24 protein-coding genes are annotated in these 24,339 nt (G+C 65.1%); 11 read left to right on the plus strand and 13 right to left on the minus strand.

The window, feature by feature from the left end; translation table 11 throughout:
* Window positions 1-18: 18 nt before the first annotated feature.
* From CHB96_RS08925 to CHB96_RS08940, 4 genes are all read right to left on the minus strand, one after another.
* Window positions 19-1,161, minus strand: coding sequence for a glycoside hydrolase family 76 protein (locus tag CHB96_RS08925; protein WP_089245189.1), 1,143 nt, complete (start codon window positions 1,159-1,161; stop codon window positions 19-21).
* Window positions 1,162-1,204: 43 nt separating this feature from the next.
* Window positions 1,205-1,885: a TrmH family RNA methyltransferase gene (locus CHB96_RS08930; RefSeq protein ID WP_089245191.1), complete on the minus strand. Its 681-nt coding sequence runs from the start codon at window positions 1,883-1,885 to the stop codon at window positions 1,205-1,207.
* The gene (locus CHB96_RS08935; RefSeq protein WP_176444215.1) at window positions 1,882-2,484 is read right to left on the minus strand and encodes a DUF6636 domain-containing protein; all 603 of its coding nucleotides are present in this window, start codon (window positions 2,482-2,484) and stop codon (window positions 1,882-1,884) included. Before CHB96_RS08935 ends, CHB96_RS08930 begins: the two co-directional genes overlap by 4 nt.
* A gap of 99 nt (window positions 2,485-2,583) precedes the next feature.
* A complete protein-coding gene (locus tag CHB96_RS08940; protein WP_176444216.1) occupies window positions 2,584-3,387 on the minus strand; it encodes an SDR family oxidoreductase in 804 nt (267 codons plus the stop codon).
* A gap of 88 nt (window positions 3,388-3,475) precedes the next feature.
* Here CHB96_RS08940 and CHB96_RS08945 point away from each other — a divergent pair, with 88 nt between their 5' ends.
* Window positions 3,476-3,925 (plus strand): DUF3592 domain-containing protein, encoded by a 450-nt coding sequence (locus CHB96_RS08945; protein ID WP_245865370.1) that lies wholly within the window; start codon window positions 3,476-3,478, stop codon window positions 3,923-3,925.
* Here CHB96_RS08945 and CHB96_RS08950 read toward each other — a convergent pair.
* The gene (locus CHB96_RS08950) at window positions 3,896-4,564 is read right to left on the minus strand and encodes a lysoplasmalogenase family protein (protein ID WP_089245193.1); all 669 of its coding nucleotides are present in this window, start codon (window positions 4,562-4,564) and stop codon (window positions 3,896-3,898) included. The genes CHB96_RS08945 and CHB96_RS08950 overlap by 30 nt on opposite strands.
* 123 nt (window positions 4,565-4,687) lie before the next feature.
* Between CHB96_RS08950 and CHB96_RS08955 the strand changes: the two genes are divergently transcribed.
* From CHB96_RS08955 to CHB96_RS08975, 5 genes are all read left to right on the plus strand, one after another.
* Window positions 4,688-5,287: an Rv1733c family protein gene (locus tag CHB96_RS08955; RefSeq protein ID WP_089245195.1), complete on the plus strand. Its 600-nt coding sequence runs from the start codon at window positions 4,688-4,690 to the stop codon at window positions 5,285-5,287.
* A gap of 109 nt (window positions 5,288-5,396) precedes the next feature.
* Window positions 5,397-5,837 (plus strand): MarR family winged helix-turn-helix transcriptional regulator, encoded by a 441-nt coding sequence (locus CHB96_RS08960; protein ID WP_371829000.1) that lies wholly within the window; start codon window positions 5,397-5,399, stop codon window positions 5,835-5,837.
* Window positions 5,838-5,864: 27 nt separating this feature from the next.
* Window positions 5,865-7,085 (plus strand): MFS transporter, encoded by a 1,221-nt coding sequence (locus tag CHB96_RS08965; RefSeq protein WP_089245197.1) that lies wholly within the window; start codon window positions 5,865-5,867, stop codon window positions 7,083-7,085.
* A 206-nt stretch (window positions 7,086-7,291) separates the two neighbouring features.
* Complete coding sequence (locus CHB96_RS08970) at window positions 7,292-9,076, plus strand: superantigen-like protein SSL4 (protein WP_089245199.1); 1,785 nt, start codon at window positions 7,292-7,294, stop codon at window positions 9,074-9,076.
* A gap of 97 nt (window positions 9,077-9,173) precedes the next feature.
* Window positions 9,174-9,641, plus strand: a complete 468-nt coding sequence (locus CHB96_RS08975) for a class F sortase (protein ID WP_245865373.1) — start codon at window positions 9,174-9,176, stop codon at window positions 9,639-9,641.
* Between the two features lie 57 nt (window positions 9,642-9,698).
* Here the strand turns inward: CHB96_RS08975 and pyrE are convergent, their stop codons facing one another.
* The 6 genes from pyrE to clpB form a co-directional block, all read right to left on the minus strand.
* On the minus strand, window positions 9,699-10,238 hold the full coding sequence (pyrE, locus tag CHB96_RS08980) for an orotate phosphoribosyltransferase (protein ID WP_089245203.1): 540 nt from the start codon (window positions 10,236-10,238) through the stop codon (window positions 9,699-9,701).
* A 68-nt stretch (window positions 10,239-10,306) separates the two neighbouring features.
* Window positions 10,307-10,876: a LemA family protein gene (locus CHB96_RS08985; protein ID WP_089245205.1), complete on the minus strand. Its 570-nt coding sequence runs from the start codon at window positions 10,874-10,876 to the stop codon at window positions 10,307-10,309.
* Between the two features lie 61 nt (window positions 10,877-10,937).
* Window positions 10,938-11,750: an SDR family NAD(P)-dependent oxidoreductase gene (locus CHB96_RS08990; RefSeq protein WP_089245207.1), complete on the minus strand. Its 813-nt coding sequence runs from the start codon at window positions 11,748-11,750 to the stop codon at window positions 10,938-10,940.
* Window positions 11,751-11,770: 20 nt separating this feature from the next.
* Window positions 11,771-12,592, minus strand: a complete 822-nt coding sequence (locus CHB96_RS08995; RefSeq protein ID WP_089245209.1) for a TtfA family protein — start codon at window positions 12,590-12,592, stop codon at window positions 11,771-11,773.
* Between the two features lie 53 nt (window positions 12,593-12,645).
* Window positions 12,646-13,509, minus strand: coding sequence for a DUF5666 domain-containing protein (locus CHB96_RS09000; protein ID WP_176444217.1), 864 nt, complete (start codon window positions 13,507-13,509; stop codon window positions 12,646-12,648).
* 121 nt (window positions 13,510-13,630) lie between these two features.
* Window positions 13,631-16,177 (minus strand): ATP-dependent chaperone ClpB, encoded by a 2,547-nt coding sequence (clpB, locus tag CHB96_RS09005; RefSeq protein ID WP_089245211.1) that lies wholly within the window; start codon window positions 16,175-16,177, stop codon window positions 13,631-13,633.
* Window positions 16,178-16,353: 176 nt separating this feature from the next.
* On the opposite strand from clpB, the gene CHB96_RS09010 reads away from it, so the two are divergent.
* Window positions 16,354-17,517: an FAD-binding oxidoreductase gene (locus CHB96_RS09010; RefSeq protein WP_089245213.1), complete on the plus strand. Its 1,164-nt coding sequence runs from the start codon at window positions 16,354-16,356 to the stop codon at window positions 17,515-17,517.
* Window positions 17,518-17,580: 63 nt separating this feature from the next.
* Here CHB96_RS09010 and CHB96_RS09015 read toward each other — a convergent pair whose 3' ends face one another.
* Together CHB96_RS09015 and CHB96_RS09020 are read right to left on the minus strand one after the other, a co-directional pair.
* Window positions 17,581-19,128: an acyl-CoA synthetase gene (locus CHB96_RS09015; protein WP_089245215.1), complete on the minus strand. Its 1,548-nt coding sequence runs from the start codon at window positions 19,126-19,128 to the stop codon at window positions 17,581-17,583.
* Window positions 19,129-19,150: 22 nt separating this feature from the next.
* The gene (locus CHB96_RS09020; RefSeq protein WP_089245217.1) at window positions 19,151-20,179 is read right to left on the minus strand and encodes an LLM class F420-dependent oxidoreductase; all 1,029 of its coding nucleotides are present in this window, start codon (window positions 20,177-20,179) and stop codon (window positions 19,151-19,153) included.
* Window positions 20,180-20,249: 70 nt separating this feature from the next.
* On the opposite strand from CHB96_RS09020, the gene CHB96_RS09025 reads away from it, so the two are divergent.
* From CHB96_RS09025 to CHB96_RS09040, 4 genes are read left to right on the plus strand one after another with little or no spacing between them, the layout of a single operon-like run.
* Complete coding sequence (locus CHB96_RS09025) at window positions 20,250-21,215, plus strand: Zn-ribbon domain-containing OB-fold protein (RefSeq protein WP_245865375.1); 966 nt, start codon at window positions 20,250-20,252, stop codon at window positions 21,213-21,215.
* A 9-nt stretch (window positions 21,216-21,224) separates the two neighbouring features.
* Complete coding sequence (locus CHB96_RS09030) at window positions 21,225-22,274, plus strand: thiolase family protein (protein WP_089245221.1); 1,050 nt, start codon at window positions 21,225-21,227, stop codon at window positions 22,272-22,274.
* Window positions 22,275-23,444: a thiolase family protein gene (locus tag CHB96_RS09035; protein WP_089245223.1), complete on the plus strand. Its 1,170-nt coding sequence runs from the start codon at window positions 22,275-22,277 to the stop codon at window positions 23,442-23,444.
* Window positions 23,441-24,313 (plus strand): TIGR03619 family F420-dependent LLM class oxidoreductase, encoded by an 873-nt coding sequence (locus CHB96_RS09040; RefSeq protein WP_089245225.1) that lies wholly within the window; start codon window positions 23,441-23,443, stop codon window positions 24,311-24,313. The genes CHB96_RS09035 and CHB96_RS09040 overlap by 4 nt, the downstream gene beginning before the upstream one ends.
* The last annotated feature ends 26 nt before the right edge of the window (window positions 24,314-24,339 follow it).

Raw genomic sequence — 24,339 nt, forward strand, 5'->3', positions numbered from 1 at the left:
CCCTTCTCTGTATCCGGCTTATCTGTATCCGGCGCTCGACACCGTGTACGCCGCTTCCATCAACATCCATCCACTGAGCTGCACCGACAGGTCACGCTCGGGAACGACCGACGATCGGACCGTTCCCCCGGTGAACGTGGCGACCGTGTGGCCGGGCCCCGGCAGCCGAGCCTGAGTCTCCCACGACGCACCGAACAGTGGGTGGTCCTCGACTTCGAGTCGGTTCTCCCACGCGGCCTCGGCGGACCGAAGCACGATGTTCGCCGCCAGCGCCCGAGCACCGTCGTCCTCGTCCGTGTCACCCGGAAGCATCGTCGCGACCAGCGCCAGGTATCGAGCCAGGATTCCGTCGAACAATCCGCCGTCACCCCCACCGCTTCCGACGACGACGCCGTCGCGGCACAGATGCGTGTCGACGGCAGCGACCAACGCGTGAACGCGTTCCCGGTGCCGCGGAGCACCGAGGCGCACCGCGAGTTCGGTCTCGATACCGAGCACGACACCCTGGCAATAGCTGTACACGGCTCGGTCGACGTCACCGCCGCCCATCTGGGTCGTTCCGCGGGCTCCACTCGCGCGGATGCCGTCGAAGATCAGCCCGGTGTCGGGGTCGCGGAGCGTCGCGTCGATCCAGTCCGCCATGGCCTGTGCTCGCCACAGCCTGCCGCTTCGCGCGAGAAGAATCGACGCGGGCCCGTTCGCGGGCGTGTTGAAGAAACTATCGCCCTTGCGCCACGGGATACCGCCGCCCGAGTCGGGCATCCACGCGTCGAACAGTTCCATCTCGAGTGCCTGGATGCCCCCGCGATTGTCGACGGCATGCATCCGCTGCGCCCGTTCGAGCGCGAGCCCGAGCCACGCCATGTCGTCGTAGTAATTGTTGGTCCACCCGCTGATGTTCCGAACACGATGTGCACGAGCGATTTTGGCGAGCCGTCGTCGGCGCTTCGCCGTCGGTTCACGATCGGCGGCGTCGACGGCGCAGTCCAGCAGGTGTGCCTGCCACCAGTAATGCCAACGAAAGTACAGTCGCTCACGTCGGACCGGCGGCCATGCGACGACGGCCAGCGCAGTACCCGGCAGGCCCCACAACCGACGCACATGCCGTGCGACGACGGCCCCCTCCGCAGCATCTGCTCGCTGCGACCACTGCTCCTGCATGTCTAGATCCTGCCATTACCTCGGCGGGCGGGTCACGAAGGTGTCACGTCCACGCATTCGACAGGTCCGCGTGACGTCTGATCCACGCGTGCATCGCGATTCCCGCGGCGACGCCCGCGTTGATGCTGCGCGTCGACCCGAACTGCGCGATCGACACGGTCATCGACGCGCCACCGCGCGCCTCGTCGGTGACACCTGGCCCTTCCTGCCCGAACAACAGCAGGCAGTCCCGAGGCAGTTCCGCGGTTTCGATCGGCACGGAACCCGGGGTGTTGTCGACGGCGACGACGGTCAGGCCGTGCTCCTGCGCGAACGAGAGAAGATCGGCGACCGTCTCGTGGTGGTGAATGTGCTGATATCGATCGGTCACCATGGCGCCCCGACGATTCCATCGACGACGACCGACGATGTGAACCGCTTGTGCCGCAAAGGCATTGGCGGTTCGGACGACGGTTCCGATGTTGGCGTCGTTGGCGAAGTTCTCGATCGCGACATGCAACGGGTGACGACGACCGTCGATGTCGGCGACGATCGCCTCGCGCGTCCAGTACCGATAGGCGTCGACGACATTGCGACGGTCCCCTGCGTCGAGCAGATCGGGGTCGTAGCGAGAATCCGTCGGACGTGGACCGTCACGCTCGACCTCCCAGGGGCCGACGCCGTTGGGATTGTCACCCCACTCCGTCGGGCCGACGGGGTCATCGCCGAAGCCGTTGTCGCTCAATAGACTTCGTTGCTGTCGGGAGCGATACGGAAGCCGTGTCCGGTCTCGTCGTTGCCACAGGAGATGCCGTCGGCCGCCGATGTGCACGTGTAGCCGTCGGCCGCGATGGTCTGACCGATTCCGAGCGGCGGATCGATGACCTCACCCCCCGACGTGTAGACCGCACCACCGGCGCACATGAACGACGCCTCACCCTCGTTGGTGACGCGAATTCCGTTGCCCCAGCTGATCATGCAGTCCTCGGGACGCGGCGGCACCGGGTCCGTGACGCCTTGGCATCCCGCTTCGGTGCGCGAGGCCAGCGTGACGATGCCGCACTGGAACTGCCCGTCCGGCGAACTGAAGTAGTACGCCCCGTCGAGCGCCGCGTACGTGGTCTGCGGCGTCGGCACGGGAGCGGGCTCGGTGGTCGTGGGGACAGGCGCCTCGGTCGTCGTGACGGGTGCTTCGGTCGTCGTGGTCGGTGCTGCCGACGAGGCGGTCGTCGTCGGCACAGGTGCCGAGGTGGCGGCGACGTCGGCACCGGATTCGCTTCCGCATCCCGCAAGCAGAACGCCTGCCGCGAAAATTCCGGCCACTGCCAGACGTTTGTTCACCATGTTCGAACCCGACCCCGTTCTCGCTTGACCCATGTCGCTCAGCGACCATACCGGCGATCGAGGACGACCGCCGCCGGGGTGCGAGTTACCCGAGGTCGGTCACGTGTGACTCAGTCGGCGGTTCACTTCCCGCGTCAACCATGCGGGCGAGAACCGCGATCCGAGCGACAGAGCCTTCGACTGCAGACCGACCGGGAAGTGCACCTTCTGCAGCAACTGCTTCCGACGCAAGCCCGTGGCCGGCCGCGTCGCGTCGAAGATCGCCTGCGAGACGTCGTCGGCGGTGAGTTTGATGCCGAGCGTGTCGGTGGTCCCGGTGGAGACGTCCTTGGTCATCGCCGTCTGCACGAACAGCGGCCACATGGCCTTGACCGAGATGTCGTACTTGCGCCACTCGAGGTCGAGCGCCTCGGTGACTCCGCGCACCGCGAACTTGGTGGCACCGTAGGTGACAAGCTCCGGCTGCCCGTAGATCGCCGACGCCGAACACAGGTTGACAACCTGAGCACCGCGGGTTGACTTCAGGTACGGGAACGCCGCGAGAGTGCCGTAGACGACTCCGTTGAAGTTGATGTCGATCTGACGCTTGTGCACCTCGAGCGGCATGTCCTCGAAAGGCCCCGCGACCAGAATGCCCGCGTTGTTGATCAGAACGTCCAAACGACCGTCGGATTCGGCGTCGAACTCCTTCAGCCGCTTCTCCCACTGCTGTGGATCCGTCACGTCGAGTACGCCGGCGACGATGCGACCTCCGGCGGACGTCACTTCCTTGCTCAACGACGCCAACCCGGTCTCGTCGATGTCGTAGGCACCGACGAGGTAGCCCGAACGTGCGAACTTGACGGCGGTGGAGCGTCCGATACCGGCGGCAGCGCCGGTGATGAACACGGATTGCGTAGGCATCTGGACAGAATAAGCGTTACGCCGGTTATCGGTAAGTCCCTCGCGTACTTTTCGGGACTAGTCTGAAGATCTCGCCGAGGAGATGTGGGTGAATCACGAACGGGTACTGCGGGCCGTCGCTGCAGTGGCGGTGGTCTATGTGATCGTGCTCGTGATCTGGGCCGGATGGCTCAGGCCACGAGCGGAACCGGGCACCCTTCCCTACCAGCTGATGTTCCTGATCGCAGGATTCGCGGTCGCGCTCGGGGTCGCGATGATGGTGGCGAATCGTCGGACGGCCGAGCAACGCAAGCTCGCCAAGCGAGGCGTCGAGGGCTGGGCGACGGTGGAGTCCTCACGCCGGATCGACGACGACTCCACCGAACTGCACCTGGCGTTCACGGTTCCCGGGTCGAAGCCGTTCGCCGGGCGCATCGTCTACTCCATCCCGCCCGACGAGGCGTCGCGCTTCGAACCGGGAAGCACGTTGCCGATCATGGTCGATCCCTCCGATCACCACCGGGTGCTGCTACTTCCGGGACAGACTCCCGACCAATAGGTACTGAGCGAGTGCGTACGTCGACAGGACCGCGCCTTCTGCGAGCCGCCTTGCCCTCTCGCTCATGGGCGTGAGGCGTCGGAACACGATGAGCGCGTCGGACACCGTGAACAGAATCCCACCCGCGGCGAGCCACGTTCTGCTGTCGCGACCGGGAACCACGACGCCTGCGCGGACCGTCGCGTCGGGTGCCAGGCGCGGGTCCGCTGCCAGCGTCGACATCGTCGCGAGCAGAACGCCGTAGCCGGCGAGGCCGGGTGCGACGTCGGGCGATCGTCTCGCCATCGACCCCGCGGCGACGGCCCATCCCGCCGCACGTGGAAGCGCGGCCGTCGCCGTGATCCTTGCCCCTCGCCCCGCGAGCAACGCCGAATAACAGGCCTGCATGACGGCGAACGCGCTCGCACCGCGCAAGATCCGCGAGTCGTCGTCGGGATCGAGCATCAGAACGTCCCCGGCCGTCGCGGCGGCCAGCGCGGCGACGAGCGTCGGCGACGGTGTCGACAGCCCGGCGGCGAGAGCAGGCATCATCAGCGGCTTGGCGACTCGGTGCAGTCGGTCGCGTCCGGTGGCCGCTCCGATCACCGTCGCGGCCGCCGTTCCGGCGAAGAACATCCTGGCTACCGTCGTTCGATTCATCGACACCCCTCGTGCTTCGCAAAACTAATTAGTTGTGTGATGCTGGCCCCTATCGCTTGATCGGAACCGCTCAGCTTGTCATCGTTGAAAGGTAAACACGAGGAATGACACGTTGGGACTACGATGCGCCGGAAACATACAGAACACGCCCGCACCTCCGGTGTCGGCTACCTCCCGTCGCACAATCCCCTGTTCAGACGGTCCGATCGCATTCAGTCTCGCATCAAGAGCGTCGTCGTCACCCTCATGATTCTGATGGTTCCCGTCGCAGCCTTGCTCGGAACGTCCACTCTTGCCACGCAGCAGGCCATGGTCGTCGAGCAGCGCACGTCGCTTCACCAGGTCACCGCGACCACCTCTGCAGAAGCGGAAGCCATGCCGCTCGCCTCCGGTGACGGTGGCACAACGACTACCGCGTCCGTGGACGCCAGCTGGACCTACCAAGGCACCGCGCACAGCGGACCCGTGTCGGTCACGTTGAGCTCCCCCGCCGGGACGGAATTGCAGATCTGGGTCGACGACAACGGTGACCGCAGCTCTCAGCCGATCTCCGGTGCCGACGCCGTCGCTGCCGCCCTGTTCGCCGGATTCGGCAGCCTCTTCTTCGTCGCCATGATCCTGTCCGGGATCTATTCCGCCGTTCGTTACCGCCTCGACCAGCAGCGGGACGCGCAGTGGGATCAGGCGATCAGGAACTTCATGGACGAGAACAGCCTGAGCTAGGCGCTCCCCCCTTCACGCATATGAGTTTGCGTGGAGGGGCCCTGAGTTGAACCGGCCGCAGCTGCACGATTCGACATACATAATTAGCTTATGTAACATTATTCGAGTGCTGGAACCCGACGCCTTGTCTCGTGACCTACTCGTCGAACTGGTGACCACCTCGTCTCGGTTCGCCCGCTTGGCGGCCCGACTCGGAAGCGACGACCACCCACGAGCCTGGATGCGCGCCCTGTCCCTGCTCGAGGAGTACCAACCGCTGCGCATCAGCGAATTCGCTCGACTCGATCGATGCTCACAACCGTCGGCGACGGCATTGCTCGGAAAACTCGCCGAGCGCGGACTCGTCGAACGCACGACCGACCCGTCGGACTCACGTGCGGTTCTCGTCGAGATGACCGACGACGGTGTCGAGTGGCTTCGAGCGGGGCGCACCTACATAGGCGACGGGTTACTCCCCTACCTTTCCGACTTCGAGCCGGATCAATTGAAGAAGCTGACCGCCGGCTTGAGTGAACTACGCACGATGCTCAAGACGTCGATCTCCGAATAGAAGCGTTATTTCGCAAGGAGAACACCAGTGAACACATCCTCGGAAAGCTTGCTGAAACAGCCGAAAGCCGTGTGGGCCGTTGCCTTCGCGAGTGTCATCGCATTCATGGGAATCGGACTCGTCGATCCGATCCTGAAACCGATCGGTGAGCAGCTCCACGCGTCGCCGTCGCAGGTGTCGTTGCTGTTCACGAGCTACATGCTCGTCACCGGCGTGGCGATGCTCATCACGGGAGTGGTCTCGAGCAGGTTCGGCCCGAAGAAGACACTCCTGGCGGGATTGGCCGTCATCGTCGTATTCGCCGCTCTCGCAGGCCTTTCCGGAACCGTCGGCCAGATCATCGGATTCCGCGCAGGCTGGGGACTCGGTAACGCTCTGTTCATCGCGACCGCGCTCTCGACGATCGTCGGCGCAGCATCGGGTGGCGTCGCACGCGCGATCATCCTGTACGAGGCCGCACTCGGCATCGGCATCGCGACGGGTCCGTTGGTCGGCGGCGTCCTCGGTGGAATCTCCTGGCGCGGACCGTTCTTCGGCGTCGCGGCACTGATGGCCGTTGCGTTCATCCTGCTCGTCGTCATGCTCCCCGACACACCGAAGCCCGCGCACACCACGTCGATCCTCGATCCGTTCCGCGCACTGCGCCACCGCGGACTGCTGACCGTCGGCATCACTGCACTGCTGTACAACTACGGCTTCTTCACGTTGCTGGCCTACACACCGTTCCCGCTCGACATGGGTACGTACAGCATCGGATTCATCTTCTTCGGCTGGGGACTGTGCCTCGCGATCGCGTCGGTGTTTCTCGCGCCTCGACTTCAGCGTGCGTACGGAACGCTCAACATGATGATGGCATCGTTGTTGCTGTTCGCGATCGACCTCGGTGTCATGGCACTGTTCACCGAGAACAAGACCGTGCTGATCGTCGGCACCGTCGTTGCCGGACTGTTCCTCGGCGTCAACAACACCCTCATCACCGAGACCGTGATGATCTCGGCACCCGTCGAGCGTTCCACTGCGTCGGCTGCATACAGCTTCGTTCGTTTCGTCGGCGGCGCAGCAGCTCCGTACCTCGCAGGCAAGCTCGGCGAGAGCAACGCGCACGTGCCGTTCTGGGTCGGCGCCGTGTGCACAGTGCTCGCCATCGTCGTGTTGTCCACGGGCCGAAAGGTTCTGGCTCACGTCGACGAGCACGACCCCGCTCCCCACAGCGTCGACGAGGCACAGGCAGTGACAGTGGGTGACTGACAGCGGCTGCACCACATTGTTCACTTCAGTCCCATTGGTAACACTTCGGTAACCAATCTCTCGGTAAAGGTTCACAAACCTTTCGGTCCGTTATGGTTCGTCGGGGCACTAGTACGTGTGCCTCACTAACAACATTTCCCTGCGTCGGGGGCGGGGATGTGGGTGGTCTTCCCATGGCCGCCACCGACCGAAGGGCCAGTAGATCCATGTCGCAGAAGTCGATTGCTCGATCCCGACGCACCCGCCTCGCCGCCGCCGGAGCCGTACTCGCTCTGTCGTTCGCCGTGGCAAGCCCAACGCTGGCGGCTGCTCAGGAGCAGACACCGGAGGAAAGCGTCGTCGAGGAGACGACCCCGGCTACCGAACCGACGCCCGCGCCGGACACCTCCGCGCCGGCCGAGACTCCCCCGGCCACGGACATCGTCGCGCCGAGCGCGACGGTTCCCCCGACCGGACCCGTCGTCGAGACTCCGTCCGCCGAACGGCCGTTCCCGCAGATCACCGGCGGAATCGTCGTCAACGCGGACGGAACGGTGACGTTCAACGTCGACGTCGTACCGCAGCTGTCGGACGCCGAGAAGGCCGCGTTGGCTGCAGCCGAACAAGCGACGAAGGTGGCCACCGACGCGGCAACCGCTGCCCAAGCTCGCTATGACGCTGCCGTCGCCACGGCCGCAGAATCGCGCGACGCGGCGGCCGAGGCAGAAGTGGAATCCGCGGCCGCAGCACTCGACGCGACCAAGGCAGCACAGGCCGCCGAGGCAGCGAAGCTCGATGCCATCACCGCAGCCGGGCTCGCCACCAAAGCAAAGGAAGACGCCGCTGCCGCCGACGCTGCAGCCGCCACCGCGCAGGAGGCTGCCGACGCCGCCGCGACTGCAGCAGCCGCAGCCGACGAGAACGCCACCCAGCTCGAGGCCGATGCCGTCGCCGCAAGATCGGTGGAAGCGACGCAGGCAGCTACCGAAGCCCGCGCCGACGCGACGGCCAAGGCCGAGCTCGCAGCGACCGCCCAGGCTGATTTCGACGCAGCGACCCTGGCAGCACGAGATGCGGCCACCGCACTTCCCGCGGCGTTCGAGACGCTGAACCTGGCGAAGATCAATGCAGCCGTTCGCGCAGCGGCCTCGACGGCAGCACGTGCGCTCTCGGCAGCAGTGGACGCACGAACTGCCGCTGACATCGCCGCTGCGGCGGATGCTCGGGCCGGAGAGCTCGAAGCCGAGGCAGCAACATCGACCGAGGCAGCTGTCGCCGCGACCAAGGCCGCGGAAGATGCTCGAGCAGAAGCCAATTCGGCTGCCGCCGATGCCACCGCCAAAGCAGACGCCGCTGCCGCAGCCGCGGCGGAGGCATCCGCCGCAGGTGAAGCGTCGGCGGATCTGCAAGCGAAGGCAGACGAGGCCGCTGCCGCAGCCGAGGCAGCAACCACGGCTGCAGCCGCCGCCACAGCGAAAGCCGACGAACTCGCCGCTGCAGCCGCGACGGCGAAAGAGGCTGCCGACGCGGCAGATTCGGCCGTCGCCGATGCCAAGGCTGCCGCCGAAACAGCCAAGACCGCTGCCGATGCCGCAGCCAAGACGGAGGCCGACTTGAAGGCCGACGCCGCGGCGCTGGCTGCGAGCGGACCCAAGCTGAGCCTGACGATCAACCTCGGCGACGTCACGCGTGAGGATGTTGCAGTGACCGAGGTCGACGACACCACGGTCGCGGTGGACGACACCGGCGTGTCGCTGGTCGGCGTATCCAACGAGGACGGTTCGTTCACGGTGGTCGACTACTTCACGACCAACGAGGACGGTGTGACGGTTGTCGCGGGTGAACTGCCGGCAGTGGATCTCGCGCTCGGAGATTCCGCCGAGGCCAGTGCGGATTCCGAGGGATCCTCCGCTACCCCGGCGATTCTGGCGGGCGTCGGTGTCGTCGCGATCGCGGCCGTGGGAGGCGCCGTCTACCTGCGTCGTCGCAACTCCACCGATGCGTCGGTGTAGTGCCGCTGTCGCTCTGGTCCTGGTGCTGACAGGCTGCGCGAGTAGCGAAGTCGCGCCCGCGTCACCGGACAGATCCGCGGTGGAGTCACGGATTTCCGTGGCTCCACCGGTCCCGGTGGCCGCCGCGCAGCCCGACTGGATCGAGTTGCGCTCCGCGGATGCGGTGACCTACATGAGCAGCCCGATCAATCCAGAAGGGTTGTACCGCAACAGTGATCAGGTCCTGAACCCGGTCGACGAGCTTCCTGCCTGGTGGGCCGAGAGCGGATTGCCCGGGACTGACACGCAGGAGACGGTAGTGGTCGCGGGCCACAACTACTCGAAAAGAGAAGCGCCCTTCAGGGCGCTCAGCGTCGTGCAGCCCGGAGACCGAGTCGTACTGAGCACATCGAACGGCACGCTCGACTACACCGTCGAGACCGTCGGACCACTTCCGAAGGGGTCTCTGTTGGGCGACAACGACTTACGCGCTCAGGTGCCGGGCAGGTTGATCCTGGCGAACTGCGACGTCCGGGGCGGGGAACCGACGAACGACAATTTCATCGTCGTGGCGCAGTTGACGTAGGGCGCTGCGCCATGTGTCCGGAAATACATAGCCCTCTATGCATTTCCGGACACATGCCTATAGACCCAGATCCGCGAGGCCCAGCAGCGAACGGTATTCGAGACCCTCGGCGGCGATGATGCCGTCGGCCCCGGTTGCCCGGTCGACGACGGTCGCGACACCCACGACGATGGCCCCGACGTCACGCAACGCCTTCACCGCGGTGAGCGGGGAGTTACCGGTCGTGGTGGTGTCCTCGACGACCAGAACACGCTTCCCGACGACGTCGGGCCCTTCGATCTGACGCTGCATCCCGTGCGCCTTCGCGGCCTTGCGGACGACGAACGAGTCGATGGGACGACCGGCGGCATGCATGATCGACAGCGCTACCGGATCGGCACCCATCGTCAGTCCACCGACGGAGTCGAAGTCCCAGTCCGCGACCAGTTCGCGCATCTGAGATCCGATGAGTGCACCGGCGCGGTGGTGCAGCGTCGCGCGGCGCAGGTCGACGTAGTAGTCGGCTTCCTTACCCGACGACAGCGTCACCTTGCCGTGTACGACGGCGAGTTCACGAACGAGCTCGGCCAATTCGGCGCGCTCGGCACTGCTGGCCATGAGAGATCCCTTCGATCGATTCCTGCCCCGAGAATCTACCGACAACGATCGACGCCGACACTGGCGACCTACGCGGCGATGTTCTCCGGCGTCTCGTCGTCGGCGAGATCGACGTGCTCGACGAACGGCTCGGGTGTGGTGACCTTGAGCGCCTTGGCGACGTACTTGGACGGGAACGACGTGCGCAGCAACGACAGTCGATACGCATTGTCGTTGTACACGCGAACAGCTCCCGCGATGCGCTTCTCGGTGGTCTCGAGATCACCGGCCGGCCCTTGAAAAGCCCAGTTGGACTTGAGTTTCGGATGCCGGTCCGATTCCGCGAGAACCGCGTGGACGGCGACGGACAGCGCGTTCTCGGCGGCAGCCTGCGACGTCAGGCCGAGCCCACGCTCACGGACGGCCTTGGACCACGACCTCGCTCCGACGAGCTGGCGAACCGCATCCTGGTCCATCCCCGACGACTCGATCGAGGCGATGAGCGGTTCCAACTGCACGTACCGGCGGTCGAGCTCGACCGTGACCAGTTGGCGGCTGGCCGCAGTGTTCGACCGATAGCGGCGAATCCTCCGTTCGACGCTCGCCACGTAGGCAAGAACCAGGACTACGAGGATCGCCACGATCACGAAAACAGTCACGAGGTACGAATTTAACGGGGTTCGTCGCGACACGCCCGTAGGCACGCCCGGACGAGGACGGCTATGTTCGCCCGCGGCCGCGTCCGACGACGTTCGTCAACTTGCGCACGGCACCTTTCGGCACCTTCGTCCCGATCGCGGTGAGCACCTTGTACTGCGCGCCTGGGACGCTGATGACCTTGCCTTTGTCGAGATCGTCGATCGATGCCTGGACGACCTGGTCCACGTTCAGCCACATGAATCGAGGGATCGTCGACATCTCGATGCCTGCCCGTTCGTGGAATTCGGTCTTGATGAAGCCGGGGCACAGCGCCTGCACCTGCACGCCGGTCCCCGCGAGTCCGCCGGACAACCCCTCGGAGAACGAGATGACGTAGGCCTTCGACGCCGAATAGGTCGATCCTCGTCCCGACAGCAACCCGGCCACACTGGCAACGTTGACGACCGTCCCCTTCGCTGCCGTGACCATCGACGGCAACGCGGCGCGCGTCAACTGCATGACCGCGGTGACGTTGACGTCCAACTGCGCCTGCAGCAACTCGGGCGGCGCGGTCCAGAATTCACCCGACGTTCCGAAACCTGCGTTGTTGACGAGGAATTCGACGCCACGTTCGAGACGTGCGATCACCTGGTCTCGTCCCTGCTGAGTGGCGAGGTCGGCCGCGACGATCTCCGAATCGGTACCGAATCCGATGCGCAGTTCGTCGGCCAGGGACCGCAGCTTCAATTCGTTGCGTGCCACCAAGACGAGGTCGTAGCCGCGCGCCGCGAGATGTCTCGCATATCCGGCGCCCAAGCCCGACGTCGGGCCCGTGACGAGGGCGACGGGACGAAGCTTCCGAGGGATCTCCGGTTCGATCGGATCAGCGGTCATGCGAGAAGGCTATAGCGTCTTCACGAGTCGGTGGGACGTCCTTCTCGAGACTCCGTGCGACGGGCATTCGCTGCCCGGTTGATCGGCGTCGGCCTCGGTGCGCCTTCCGGGCGTCTCGGTCCCTGGACACGCGGGGCTGGCCCGGGCCGTCCCTGCGGCGGCGCCTGGGGCCGTTCGACGTCGGGGGCAGGACGCTGCCTGGGCGACGGTGCCCCGACGCGTGGGTTCGGGCCGGTCCTGCGAGCCACCGGCGGCAACACGTGGAGCATGCCGGACAGCCTGGCGACGGCGTCGATGGCGGCGTCCCATTCGCGGCCGGAGCTTCCCAGTGGCATCGATCCGAGCGTCCAGTCGTTCTCGCTCCACAGCAGCGACACATGCGGGGGTACGGATTCGGTGAAGGCCGCCATCCGCTGGTCACAGACGCGCCGTGCGACGTCGACGTCGGTTGCGAACACAACACGCGGGCCGATCGAGCCCAGAAGTTCGAGGTCACCGTCCTTGGGCGGTGGCGTCGACTTTGCCCTCAGATCGATGTCGACGTCGGATCCGACGGGCCGCTGTACCGCGACGATCGTGGTTTCTTCCTCGACGTCGAACAGTACGAAGTTCTCACCTCGACGTACGCCGCGCACGACGTCGACGGCAACGTCGTGCTCCGGCTTCGCCAGTGCGGCTCGACGGAACTGGCGAACCAGGTCGTCGCTGGTCGACTCGTACGTGTAGCCCTGAGCCTTGGCCCACATCTGGCGCACACGTCCGAGTTGGTCGCGCCGCGACCTGTCGATATAGAGAAGTGCGACCGCACCCACGAGGGCGATCGCTGCAAGTCCGAACCACATAGCCGTCATCGCTCGTCAGCCTATCGCCTCTCACGGACACGTCATTCGCGGAGTTACGGCGTTTCGATGATGATGTCGGCCGTGATGGCGCCGCCCTCGGCGGGTGTGCCGTTCACGACGACATTCGACCCGACCTTCAACGCCGACAGGTCGAATCCCGACAGAGACAGCACCTGCGTCTGCGGTGTCGTCAGCACGGTGACCGGGGCACCGTCGATGCCCTGCAGTTGGATCGTCGTACCGTCGATGGCCGTGATCGCGCCGATCGCCGCCCCGGAGTTTCCGAGAATCTCCGGAATGCCGCCGGGAACCAGTCCACCCGGGACCGACGGAGTCGGCGACGGTTGCTGACTGGGCGTCGGGAGGGGCGCGACCGTCGTGGGCAGCGGCCGAACGGTCGTCGGCGCGGCCGCCGTGGTCGAACTCGTCGGCTGGTTGGTGACGAAGAAGATCCCTGCCAGCACGACGACGGCCAGCGCAGCGAGCGCCAGCAGGGCGAAGAGCCACTTCTTCGACGAGCCGCCCCCTCGCGGCGGCTCCCCGGGATGTTCGGGCTGCTGCTGGTAGTTCTGGGGTTGGTAGTTCTGGGGCGGGCCGTACGACTGGGTGTACTGATGGCCTGGCCCGTACTGCTGATTCGGGTCGTACGGAGGCAGCGCCTGCGTGGGATTGGGCTGCTGCTGCGGATAGCCGTACTGCTGAGTCGGCTGGTCCGGATAGGGCTGCGAGTCTGGATAGGGCTGGGAGTCCGGGTACTGCTGGTACCCCTGGGGTGGGTAGTTCTGGAATTGCTGCGTCGGCTGATCCGGGTACTGCTGCCAGGCCTGGGTCGGCTGGTCGCGGTCCTGAGGGTCCGGCGGCGGGTTCGCCGTACCGTCCTCCCACGGCCGGTCGCGCGGATCATCCGGGTTCGTCATTACTCGAGAGTACGTCGCGTGCATCCCCCACCCCGCCGAGATCGAGGTTATGCACGCATTTCGGTCGACAACACGGCACAACTTCGATCTCGGCGGGGTTCGGATCTCGGCGGGGTTCGGATCAGCCCAGGACCAGCGTGTCCCCGTCCGGCGAGACGTTCACCGGAACGACGTCGCCGTCGCGCACGGTGCCTGCCAGAAGGAGCTTCGCGAGCTGGTCGCCGATCGCCTGCTGGATCAGCCTGCGCAGCGGCCGAGCACCGTACAGCGGATCGTAGCCACGCACCGCGAGCCACAACTTCGCCGGCGACGAGACGTCCAGCGTCAGCCTGCGCGCAGCCAGACGCGTCGCGAGCTGCCCGAGTTGGATGTCGACGATCGACTCCAACTGGTCCTCGGACAACGCGTCGAACACCACGACGTCGTCGAGACGGTTGACGAACTCCGGCTTGAACGCTCGACGCACCGCATCCATCACCTGGTCCTTCGATCCGCCTGCACCGAGGTTGGACGTCAGGATCAGGATGGTGTTGCGGAAATCGACCGTGCGGCCCTGGCCATCGGTCAACCTGCCCTCGTCGAGCACCGCGAGCAGGATGTCGAAGACGTCCGGGTGCGCTTTCTCGACTTCGTCGAACAAGATCACGCTGTACGGCCGCCTGCGCACCGCCTCGGTGAGCTGACCACCTGCCTCGTAGCCGACGTAGCCGGGAGGTGCACCGACAAGCCTCGCCACCGCGTGCTTCTCGCTGTACTCGCTCATGTCGATGCGGACCATCGCCCGCTCGTCGTCGAACAGGAAGTCCGCGAGAGCCTTCGCGAGTTCGGTCTTACCGACACCGGTCGGTCCGAGGAACAGGAACGACCCTGTCGGACGGTTCGGATCGGCGACGCCGGCGCGAGCGCGGCGGACGGCGTCGGACACCGCTTGAACGGCGTCCTTCTGCCCGACGACGCGCGTGCCCAACTCGTCTTCCATGCGAAGGAGCTTGGCTGTCTCACCCTCGAGCATCCGCCCTGCCGGGATGCCGGTCCACGCTGCGACGACGTCGGCGACATCGTCCGGCCCGACCTCCTCCTTCAGCATGACGTCGTCCTGCGCAGGAGTGTCCTCGGTCTTCTGGGCGAGTTCCTTCTCGAGCGCCGGAATCCGTCCGTAGCGAAGTTCGGCGGCTTTGCCCAGATCACCGTCTCGCTCTGCGCGCTCGGATTCGCCGCGAAGGTTCTCCAGCTCTTCCTTCAGCACACGAACCGAGTCGATGGCGTTCTTCTCGTTCTGCCACCGAGTGCTCAGCTGCGCGAGCTTCTCCCGGCCGTCGGCGAGTTCGGCACGCAGTTTTTCGAGACGAGCCTTCGACGCGTCGTCGGTCTCCTTCTCGAGTGCCATCTCCTCGATTTCGAGACGACGCACGGCACGCTCGACCTCGTCGATCTCGACCGGACGCGAGTCGATCTCCATGCGCAGTCGGGATGCGGCCTCGTCGACCAGGTCGATTGCCTTGTCCGGCAGGAAGCGCGCGGTGATGTACCGATCGCTCAAGGTGGCGGCGGAGACCAGCGCAGAGTCGGTGATTCGGACACCGTGGTGGACCTCGTACCGCTCCTTGAGTCCGCGCAGGATGCCGACCGTGTCCTCCACCGAGGGCTCACCGACGTAGACCTGTTGGAAGCGCCGTTCGAGAGCGGCGTCCTTCTCGATGTACTTGCGGTACTCCTCGAGCGTCGTCGCGCCGACCAGCCGCAGCTCACCGCGGGCGAGCATCGGCTTGATCATGTTGCCCGCGTCCATCGCGGACTCACCCGTCGCGCCTGCACCGACGATGGTGTGCAGCTCGTCGATGAACGTGATGACCTGGCCTGCGGAGTTCTTGATGTCGTCGAGCACGGCCTTGAGGCGTTCCTCGAACTCGCCGCGGTATTTCGCACCGGCGACCATCGAACCGAGGTCGAGTGAGACGACGGTCTTGCCGCGCAGGCTCTCCGGCACGTCGCCGTCGATGATGCGCTGCGCGAGCCCCTCGACGATGGCGGTCTTGCCGACGCCGGGCTCACCGATGAGCACCGGGTTGTTCTTGGTACGACGGGACAGGACCTGCACGACGCGTCGGATCTCGGTGTCGCGACCGATGACCGGGTCGAGTTTGCCCTCGCGAGCACGTGCCGTCAGATCGGTGCTGTACTTTTCGAGCGCCTGGTAGGTGCTCTCGGGGTCGGCGTTGGTGACACGCGCGCTGCCGCGGACCGTCTGGAACGCGTCGCGCAGCTCGTTGGGGCCTGCCCCGTGGCCGGTCAGGAGCTTGGCGACGTCACTGTCGCCCGTCGCGAGCCCGACCATGAGGTGCTCGGTGGAGACGTACTCGTCGTCCAGTTCGGTCGCGAGGTTCTGTGCCGTGGTGATGGCAGCGAGCGCTTCACGCCCGAGCTGCGGTGTTGTCGTGGAACCGGTTGCCGACGGCAGACGATCGACGAACTTCTGGGCTTCACCCCGTACGGTCACCGGGTCGACGCCGACAGCCTTCAACAATGGCGAGGCGATGCCGTCTGTCTGATCCAGCAACGCCACCAACAAATGCGCCGGACGGATGTCCGGGTTACCCGCCGCGGATGCGGCCTGCAGGGCGGCGCTGAGCGCGGCCTGCGTCTTCGTGGTGGGGGTGAAACTGTCCACCGGTCACCTGCTTTCTGTGAAAGAGAACTCGTGTCGGTGTGTACAACGATACAAAGGTTGAGTCTGTTCCGCTCAACTTCGACATTCTGAAGAAACTTTTGTGGCCCGTGTGGCTCGAACGGGATACCCTCGACCGGTCTACTTCGGAACCGTCTACCTGAGACGGAGGTTGCTCGATGCTCGATGAGCGAACGATCTCCCTGGTTCGCGCCGGTTTCAAGGCCGTGCTGGCCGCAGACGAGGGGCCCGAGCAACTTGCCCGATCGTTCTACGCGCAGCTCTTCGCCGAGCATCCCGAGTTCCGAAACTTCTTCCCCGCGTCGATGGACGAGCAACGCGAGCACTTCGTCAAGGCTCTCGCGTGGGTGTTCGACAATCTCGACCGGGACGATCGCGTCGTACCTTTTCTGGAACAGCTGGGCCGTGACCATCGCAAGCACGGGGTCGACGGATCCCACTTCCGCGCCGGCGGCTCCGCGCTGATCACAGCGTTTCGCACGTTCGTCGGAAACGAGGTGTGGACGGACGAGGTCGAGGTCGCATGGCACGACACTCTTGCATTGGTCACCGACAACATGGCCGTCGCCGCGGATTCCGACGAGATGCCGCCCTATTGGGGTGCGACGGTCGTCGACCACCGACGCATTCTCGACGACCTGGCCGTCGTCCGTCTTCAGCTCGACGAGAGCATTCCGTACTACGCGGGCCAATACGTCAGCGTGCAGATTCCGCAACGCCCCAAACTATGGCGTTATCTGTCGCCCGCGATTCCGAGCAACTCGCAGGGCGAGATCGAATTCCATGTCCGACGCGTATCCGGCGGCTGGGTGAGTCCGGCGATCGTCGGTGAGACCGTCGTCGGCGATCGTTGGGCCGTCAGCCCGCCTCTGGGTGGGCTGCACGTGGACCGCTCCATCGCCGAGGACGTCCTGATGATCGCAGGCGGCACGGGCCTCGCTCCACTGCGCGCGCAGATCATGGACATGGCGCGCATGAGCCGCAATCCGCGCGTCCACTTGTTCATGAGCGGCACCTACCCACGCGACCTGTACGACGCGCAGACGCTCTGGCAGCTCTCGCTGTCCAACCCGTGGCTCACCGTCGTGCCCGTCACCGAGGAGTACGAGGACCCGTGGTGGCATTCCACCCTGTCCGCGGAGTTGCCGTCGGGCATGCATCATCGGCTGCACGGGCCGATCGGCAAGGTCGTCACGCAGTTCGGTTCGTGGGCGGACCGCCAGATCCAGATCTGCGGTTCGCCGTCGATGGTTCGTACGACGCTGTATGCCCTCCGCAAAGTGGGTACGCCGATGGAGCATGTGCAGCACGATCCGCTGTAGGCAGCTTCGCTGCATGTGCACGAAAATACATAGCCCGCTATGCATTTTCGTGCACATGGGCTTTTAGATCTTCCCCCGACCATCCCAGTACGGATCCCGGAGACGCCGCTTGTACAGCTTGCCGTTGGGATCGCGGGGTAGCTCGTCGGTGTAGTCGATCGACTTCGGGAGCTTGTACTTTGCGAGCCTGCTACGGGCGAAATCGAGAATGGCGGCTGTCAGCTCATCGGACGGGTCCACGCCCTCCTCCGGCTGCACGACCGCCTTGATCTCTTCACCCCAATCCTCGTGCGGCACACCGAACACCGCGACGTCGGCGACCTTCAGATGGGCAATAAGCTCGCCCTCGATCTCGGCCGGATAGATGTTGACCCCGCCGGAGATGATCATGTCGGACTTGCGATCACAGAGGAACAGGTAGCCGTCCTCGTCGAGGTAGCCGATGTCGCCGAGCGTGAACAGATCGCCGACGCGTGAGTCCTCGGTCTTCTTCTTGTCGTGGTGATACTCGAATGTCGAAGCGCCCATGCGCATGTACACCTGGCCGGGTTCGCCCGGCGCAAGCTCGTTTCCGTCGTCGCCGAGGACCTTGACCACCGAGTTGGGCCACGGCAGGCCGACCGATCCGGGCTTGCGCAGCCATTGTTCACCCGAAATGACCGTTCCCCCACCCTCGGTCGCCGCGTAGTACTCGGTGACGACAGGGCCCCACCACTGCAACATCTTTCGCTTCACTTCGAGCGGACACGGTGCGGCGCCGTGGATCATGACACGCAACGACGACACGTCGTACTTTTCCCGGACGCTCTCCGGTAGCGCCAGCAACCGATGGAACTGCGTCGGAACCATGTGACTGTGCGTCACGCGGTGACGTTCGATCAGCGCCAGCATCTCCTCGGGATCCCATCGATCCATCAGAATCACCTTGTGTCCCAGCTGAATCGAGATGGCAACGAAGTTCAGGACCGCAGTGTGATACAGCGGCGAACCGCAGATGTGCACGTGGTCGTCGAACGGCGCGATTCCGAAGATCGAAAAGAATCCGCTCGACGCCAGGGGCACCTGATCCGGATCGGCCCCGGTCAGCGGCCGTCGCACACCTTTGGGCTTTCCCGTCGTTCCCGACGTGTAGAGCATAGGCCCACCCGCAGTGCGGATTTCGGGTCGGGCGTCGGAATCACCGAGGTCTTTCAGTGGCGTGAAGCCGTCGATCGTGCCGACCGAAAACGTATGAGGCACGGCCGATTCTTCCGCGGCCCGACGTGCCTCATCGGCGAAACGCTCCGACGCCACAAAGGCTTTCGCCTCACTGTCCTTCAGGATGTACGCCACCTCGGGTCCCGTCAGATGCCAGTTGACGGCAACGATGTAGAGCCCGGTCTGGAATGCCGCGAAGTAGAACGCGACGAGATCGGCGCTGTTGTGGAGCATCATGACGACGCTGTCGCCCGGCCTCAGTCCCAGGTCCTGCAAGCCGCGGCCGTATCGATTCGCGTCGGACACCAACTCGCCGTACGTGTGCGAGCCCCCTGCGGGATCGACGACGGCCACTCGATCCGGCTCCTCGGCGGCGATGTTCCACAGTCCACCCCTGCGCGTCACTGTCGTCATGGCAAACAATCTAGAACGTGTTCTACTGCTTCAGCAAGGCCCCGAGCTCCCGCACCCGCGCCGGCGTCGGCGCTGTCACCAGAAGCATCGTGACGCCCGCGTCCTCCCATCGCTTCACTTCACCGCGCACGTGGTCGGCGTTTCCGATGATCATCGTCTCCGCGACCATCTCGTCCGGCACCACCGCGGCAGCCTCGCCCTTACGGCCTTCACGAAAGAGAGCCGAGATCTTCTCGACCTCGGCGTCGTACCCCATCCGGCGGTAGACCTGGGCATGGAAGTTCAATTCGGGCGCGCCCATTCCACCGACGTACAGCGCGATCGTAGGCTTGAGCTGGGCAATCGCCGACGCACGGTCGTCGGTCAACACCACCTGGCACGTCGCTGCAATCTCGAAATCTTCTCGCGTCCGACGCGCACCTGGCCGGCCGAATCCCTCGTCGAGCCACGCGTTGTACATCGGCGCGAGCCGCGGCGAGTAGTAGATCGCGAGCCACCCGTCGGCGATCTCGGCCGTCAGCGCGACGTTCTTGGGCCCTTCGGCGCCGAGCCAGATCGGCAGGTCAGCGCGGAGAGGGTGCGTGATCGGCTTGAGCGGCTTCCCGAGTCCGGTTCCACCAGCAGGCAGAGGATAGTGTGGCCCCGCGCTGGTCACTGGGCTTTCGCGAGCGAGAACCTGCCGCACGATGTCGACGTACTCGCGCGTGCGGGCGAGCGGTTTCGGAAACGGCTGCCCGTACCAGCCCTCGACCACCTGAGGTCCGGACACGCCGAGACCCAGGATCGCCCGCCCGCCGCTGAGGTGGTCGAGCGTCAGGGCATGCATCGCGCAGCTGGTCGGAGTACGTGCAGACAGCTGCGCGACGGAGGTTCCGAGGGCGACGCGCGACGTGCGGGAGCCCCACCAGGCGAGTGGCGTGAAGGCGTCGGACCCCCACGATTCCGCCGCGAAGACTGCATCGAAACCGGCCGCCTCCGCCGCGTCGACGAGCTCTCCCGTCCCCGCAGGTGGCTGAGCCCCCCAGTATCCGAGTTGCAATCCGAGCTTCATCGCGTCGCCTTCCCATCGTCCGGTCTTGCCACCATAATAAGAACCTGTTCTACTGAAAAATGTGACTTCGGTGAACGCACCACTCAGCGCACCTCTCTCTGCCCCACTGAACAATGCTTTCGACTACACGCGATCGGTCGGGCCGACCATCGGAGAATTCCTGACGGGGTTGCGTCGGGGGCAGATCCGCGGCGGCCGCGGGAGCGACGGGCGTGTCCACGTCCCGCCACCCGAATACGACTCTGCGACACAGCAACCCATCACCGATTTCGTCGACGTCGGATCCACGGGCACGGTCGTCTCGTGGGCGTGGGCACAGACGCCGTACGACGGTCAGCCGCTCGATCGCCCGTTCGCCTTCGCGCTGATCCGGCTCGACGGGGCCGATACATCGCTGCTTCATGCCGTCGACGCAGGTTCGTCGGACGCCATGGCGACGGGCATGCGCGTGCATGCCCGGTGGGCAGAGGATCGCGTCGGCGATATTCACGACATCGTGTGCTTCTTACCGGGAGAGCAGCCTGCGGAACGACCCGTCGAATCGGGGGAGGCCGACCCCGTCGAGATGATCACGACGCCGGTGCGGCTGGAGTACATGCATTCCGCGTCGGCCGAGGAGAGCTACTACCTTCGCGGCCTGAAGGAAGGGCGCATTCTCGGCGGGCGGACCGACTCGGAGGGCAAGGTGTACGTGCCACCGCGCGGCGCGAACCCGACCGATGGACGCCCGACGACCGAGCAGGTCGAACTACCGGATCGCGGCATCGTGACGACGTTCTGCGTCGTCAACGTTCCGTTCCTCGGGCAGCGGATCACGCCGCCGTACATCGCCGCGTACGTGCTGCTCGACGGCGCCGACATCGCGTTCCTCCATCTGATCCTCGAGTGTGATCCCGCTGATGTGCGGATGGGCATGCGCGTCGAGGCGAAGTGGAAACCTCGCGAGGCGTGGGGCTACACGCTGGAGAACATCGACTACTTCCGTCCGACGGGTGAGCCGGACGCCGAGTACGACACCTACAAGCACCACCTCTGAGGGGCGGCAATGACGGATATCGCAGTGGTGGGATTCGCTCAGGCACCGAACGTGGCCGAGACGGCAGGCACCACGAACGGCGTCGAGATGTTGGTGCCGTGCTTCCAGCAGCTGTACGCCGAGCTCGGAATCACCAAGTCCGACATAGGATTCTGGTGTTCCGGTTCGTCCGATTACCTTGCGGGGCGCGCCTTCTCGTTCATCTCGGCGATCGACGCCATCGGCGCGGTCCCGCCGATCAACGAGTCGCATGTCGAGATGGACGCGGCCTGGGCCTTCTACGAGGCATGGGTCAAGTTGATGACGGGCGAGGTCGAGACAGCGCTCGTCTACGGGTTCGGTAAGTCCTCGGCAGGATTGCTCCCCAAGATCCTTGCGATGCAGTTGGATCCGTATCTCGCCGCGCCCCTGTGGCCGGATTCGTTGTCGCTGGCCGGTATTCAGGCCCGCCTGGGTATCGACGCCGGTAAGTGGGACGAGCGTGCGATGGCGGAGGTCGCCGTCCGAAACAGGGCAAACGCGCATCCGCTGGCCCAGCTGACCGAGCCTCTGGACGTCGAGACCCTCCTGCGCACGGACTACATCGCCGATCCCCTACGCGCCCACGACTGCGCACCGGTGACGGACGGGGCGTCGGCGATCGTGTTGGCTTCGGGCGATCGGGCGCGTGAGCTCCGCGAGAACCCGGCATGGGTCAGTGGGATCGAGCATCTCGTCGACTCACCCGAGATCGGAGCCCGAGATCTGACGACGGCGCCATCGGCTCACAACGCGGCACTGAAGGCGTCGGGAGGGGACCTGGCAAGCATTGCGTCGGCCGAGTTGCACGCGCCGTTCACACATCAGGAATTGATTCTGTCGCAGTGGCTTTCGAGTGACACCGTCGTGAATCGCTCCGGCGGAACACTCGTCGGGAACGCGATGTTCTCCGCCGGCCTCGAACGCATCGGCCACGCCGCGACGCGCATCTTCGACGGCATCGACGACCGCGTGCTCGCACATGCGACGAGCGGTCCACTGCTGCAACAGAATCTGGTCGCAGTCATGGAGGGGAGATAGATGAGCAAGCAACCCGCCGCTGTTCTCGGCACCGGCCAGACGCACTACGTCGCCAAGCGGCACGACGTCTCGATGTCCGGCCTGCTGCGCGAGGCGATCGACCGTGCGATGACCGACGCCGAGGTGACGTGGGACGACATCGATGCCGTCGTCGTCGGGAAAGCTCCCGATCTGTTCGAGGGCGTCATGATGCCCGAGTTGTTCATGGCCGACGCCATCGGTGCCACGGGGAAGCCGCTGCTCCGCGTCCACACCGCCGGGTCCGTCGGCGGCTCGACCGGGGTCGTGGCGTCGTCGCTCGTGCAGTCGGGGGTGCACAGGCGAGTGCTGGCGGTGGCATGGGAGAAGCAGTCGGAGAGCAATGCCATGTGGGCGTTGTCGATTCCGATTCCGTTCAACATGCCTGTCGGCGCGGGCGCGGGAGGTTACTTCGCGCCGCACGTGCGGTCGTACATTCGACGCTCGCATGCACCGGAACACATCGGCGCGATGGTCGCCGTCAAGGACCGTCTGAATGGCGCGAAAAATCCGTATGCCCACCTGCGACAACCGAACATAACGCTGGAATCGGTACAGGCGTCGCAAATGCTGTGGGATCCCATACGGTACGACGAGACCTGTCCGTCGTCCGATGGGGCGTGTGCCGTCGTCATCGGGGACGAGACCTCCGCGCGCGCACGGGAATCCGACGGCAAGAATGTGGCGTGGATTCACGCGACGGCGATGCGCACCGAGCCGACGACGTTCGCAGGCCGTGACCAGGTCAGCCCGCAGGCGGGCAAGGATGCCGCCGCGGCACTGTGGAAAGCAGCCGGAATCACCGATCCACTGACCGAGATCGACGCTGCTGAGATCTACGTTCCGTTCTCGTGGTTCGAGCCGATGTGGCTGGAGAACCTCGGGTTCGTGGGCGAAGGTGAGGGCTGGAAGCTGACCGAGGCCGGTGACACCGCGATGGGAGGAACGTTGCCGGTCAACTGTTCCGGCGGCGTACTGTCGTCGAATCCGATCGGGGCGTCGGGGCTGATCCGGTTCGCGGAAGCCGCGATGCAAGTGATGCACAGAGCGGGCGACCACCAGGTCGACGGCGCAAGGAAAGCGCTTGCCCACGCGTACGGCGGTGGATCACAATACTTTTCGATGTGGGTCGTAGGGAGCGAGCAGCCGTGAAGTACACCGTCGGAATTGCGATGACGCCGTTGGACGAACTGACCACCTTGGCCAAAACCGCCGAGGAATGCGGCTTCTCGTCGATCGCACTACCGGATTCGTTGTTCTACATGGAGAGCCAGGCCGCGGACTATCCCTACACGCCCGACGGTTCGCGCATGTGGACCGCAGAGACGCCGTGGGTCGACCCGCTGATCGGTGCGGCCGCGATGGGTGCAGTGACGTCGCGCATCGAGTTCTACACGCAGGTACTGAAACTGGGTTCACGCAACCCGGTTCTTCTGGCACGCCAGGTCGGTTCGGTAGCCGCGATGACCGGCAACCGATTCGGCTTCGGCGTCGGAATCGGCTGGGCACCCGAGGAATTCGAGTGGTGCGGGGTTCCCTACGAGCGGCGAGGCAAACGCGTCGACGAGATGATCGACGTCATCAAGCTGATCCTAGGCGGCGGCATGGTCGAACATCACGGTGAGTTCTACGACTTCGACAAGTTGCAGATGAGCCCGACGCCGACGAAACCGGTGCCGTTCTACGTCGGTGGTCATACCGACGTGGCGCTGCGACGGGCTGCCCGCGTCGGAGACGGCTGGACGTCGGCGATGATCAAGTTCGACGACCTGGTGTCCGTCATCGCCCGGCTGCGTGCGTTGCGCGTCGAATACGGAAAGGCCGACGAGCCGTTCGAGATCCAGACAGTGTGCATCGACCGCTTCGGCAAGGACGGATTCGCGGAGCTCGAGGAGGCCGGGGTCACCGACATCATCACTGTGCCCTGGGTGTTCGACGGCATCGGGTTCGACGGGCCTCTGGAGGCGAAGCAGGATTCGTTGCGACGGTTCGCTGATGCTCATGTGCACGAAAATACATAGCGGGTTATGTATTTTCGTGCACATGA

Origin of the sequence: Rhodococcoides kyotonense (genome assembly GCF_900188125.1) — a bacterium.
In the GTDB taxonomy this organism is placed as follows: Bacteria; Actinomycetota; Actinomycetes; order Mycobacteriales; family Mycobacteriaceae; genus Rhodococcoides; species Rhodococcoides kyotonense.

What these genes read in the sequence shown, in the direction of transcription:
- CHB96_RS08950 (WP_089245193.1), bottom strand. Translation starts at nt 4,564, where the DNA reads ATGAATCGAACGACGGTAGCCAGGATGTTCTTCGCCGGAACGGCGGCC.
- CHB96_RS08935 (WP_176444215.1), bottom strand. Translation starts at nt 2,484, where the DNA reads ATGGTGAACAAACGTCTGGCAGTGGCCGGAATTTTCGCGGCAGGCGTT.
- CHB96_RS08990 (WP_089245207.1), bottom strand. Translation starts at nt 11,750, where the DNA reads ATGACCGCTGATCCGATCGAACCGGAGATCCCTCGGAAGCTTCGTCCC.
- CHB96_RS09000 (WP_176444217.1), bottom strand. Translation starts at nt 13,509, where the DNA reads ATGACGAACCCGGATGATCCGCGCGACCGGCCGTGGGAGGACGGTACG.
- pyrE (WP_089245203.1), bottom strand. Translation starts at nt 10,238, where the DNA reads ATGGCCAGCAGTGCCGAGCGCGCCGAATTGGCCGAGCTCGTTCGTGAA.
- CHB96_RS09035 (WP_089245223.1), top strand. Translation starts at nt 22,275, where the DNA reads ATGAGCAAGCAACCCGCCGCTGTTCTCGGCACCGGCCAGACGCACTAC.
- CHB96_RS09015 (WP_089245215.1), bottom strand. Translation starts at nt 19,128, where the DNA reads ATGACGACAGTGACGCGCAGGGGTGGACTGTGGAACATCGCCGCCGAG.
- CHB96_RS08940 (WP_176444216.1), bottom strand. Translation starts at nt 3,387, where the DNA reads ATGCCTACGCAATCCGTGTTCATCACCGGCGCTGCCGCCGGTATCGGA.
- CHB96_RS08995 (WP_089245209.1), bottom strand. Translation starts at nt 12,592, where the DNA reads ATGTGGTTCGGACTTGCAGCGATCGCCCTCGTGGGTGCGGTCGCACTT.
- CHB96_RS09010 (WP_089245213.1), top strand. Translation starts at nt 16,354, where the DNA reads ATGCTCGATGAGCGAACGATCTCCCTGGTTCGCGCCGGTTTCAAGGCC.
- CHB96_RS08955 (WP_089245195.1), top strand. Translation starts at nt 4,688, where the DNA reads ATGCGCCGGAAACATACAGAACACGCCCGCACCTCCGGTGTCGGCTAC.
- CHB96_RS08970 (WP_089245199.1), top strand. Translation starts at nt 7,292, where the DNA reads ATGTCGCAGAAGTCGATTGCTCGATCCCGACGCACCCGCCTCGCCGCC.
- CHB96_RS09020 (WP_089245217.1), bottom strand. Translation starts at nt 20,179, where the DNA reads ATGAAGCTCGGATTGCAACTCGGATACTGGGGGGCTCAGCCACCTGCG.
- CHB96_RS09030 (WP_089245221.1), top strand. Translation starts at nt 21,225, where the DNA reads ATGACGGATATCGCAGTGGTGGGATTCGCTCAGGCACCGAACGTGGCC.
- CHB96_RS08925 (WP_089245189.1), bottom strand. Translation starts at nt 1,161, where the DNA reads ATGCAGGAGCAGTGGTCGCAGCGAGCAGATGCTGCGGAGGGGGCCGTC.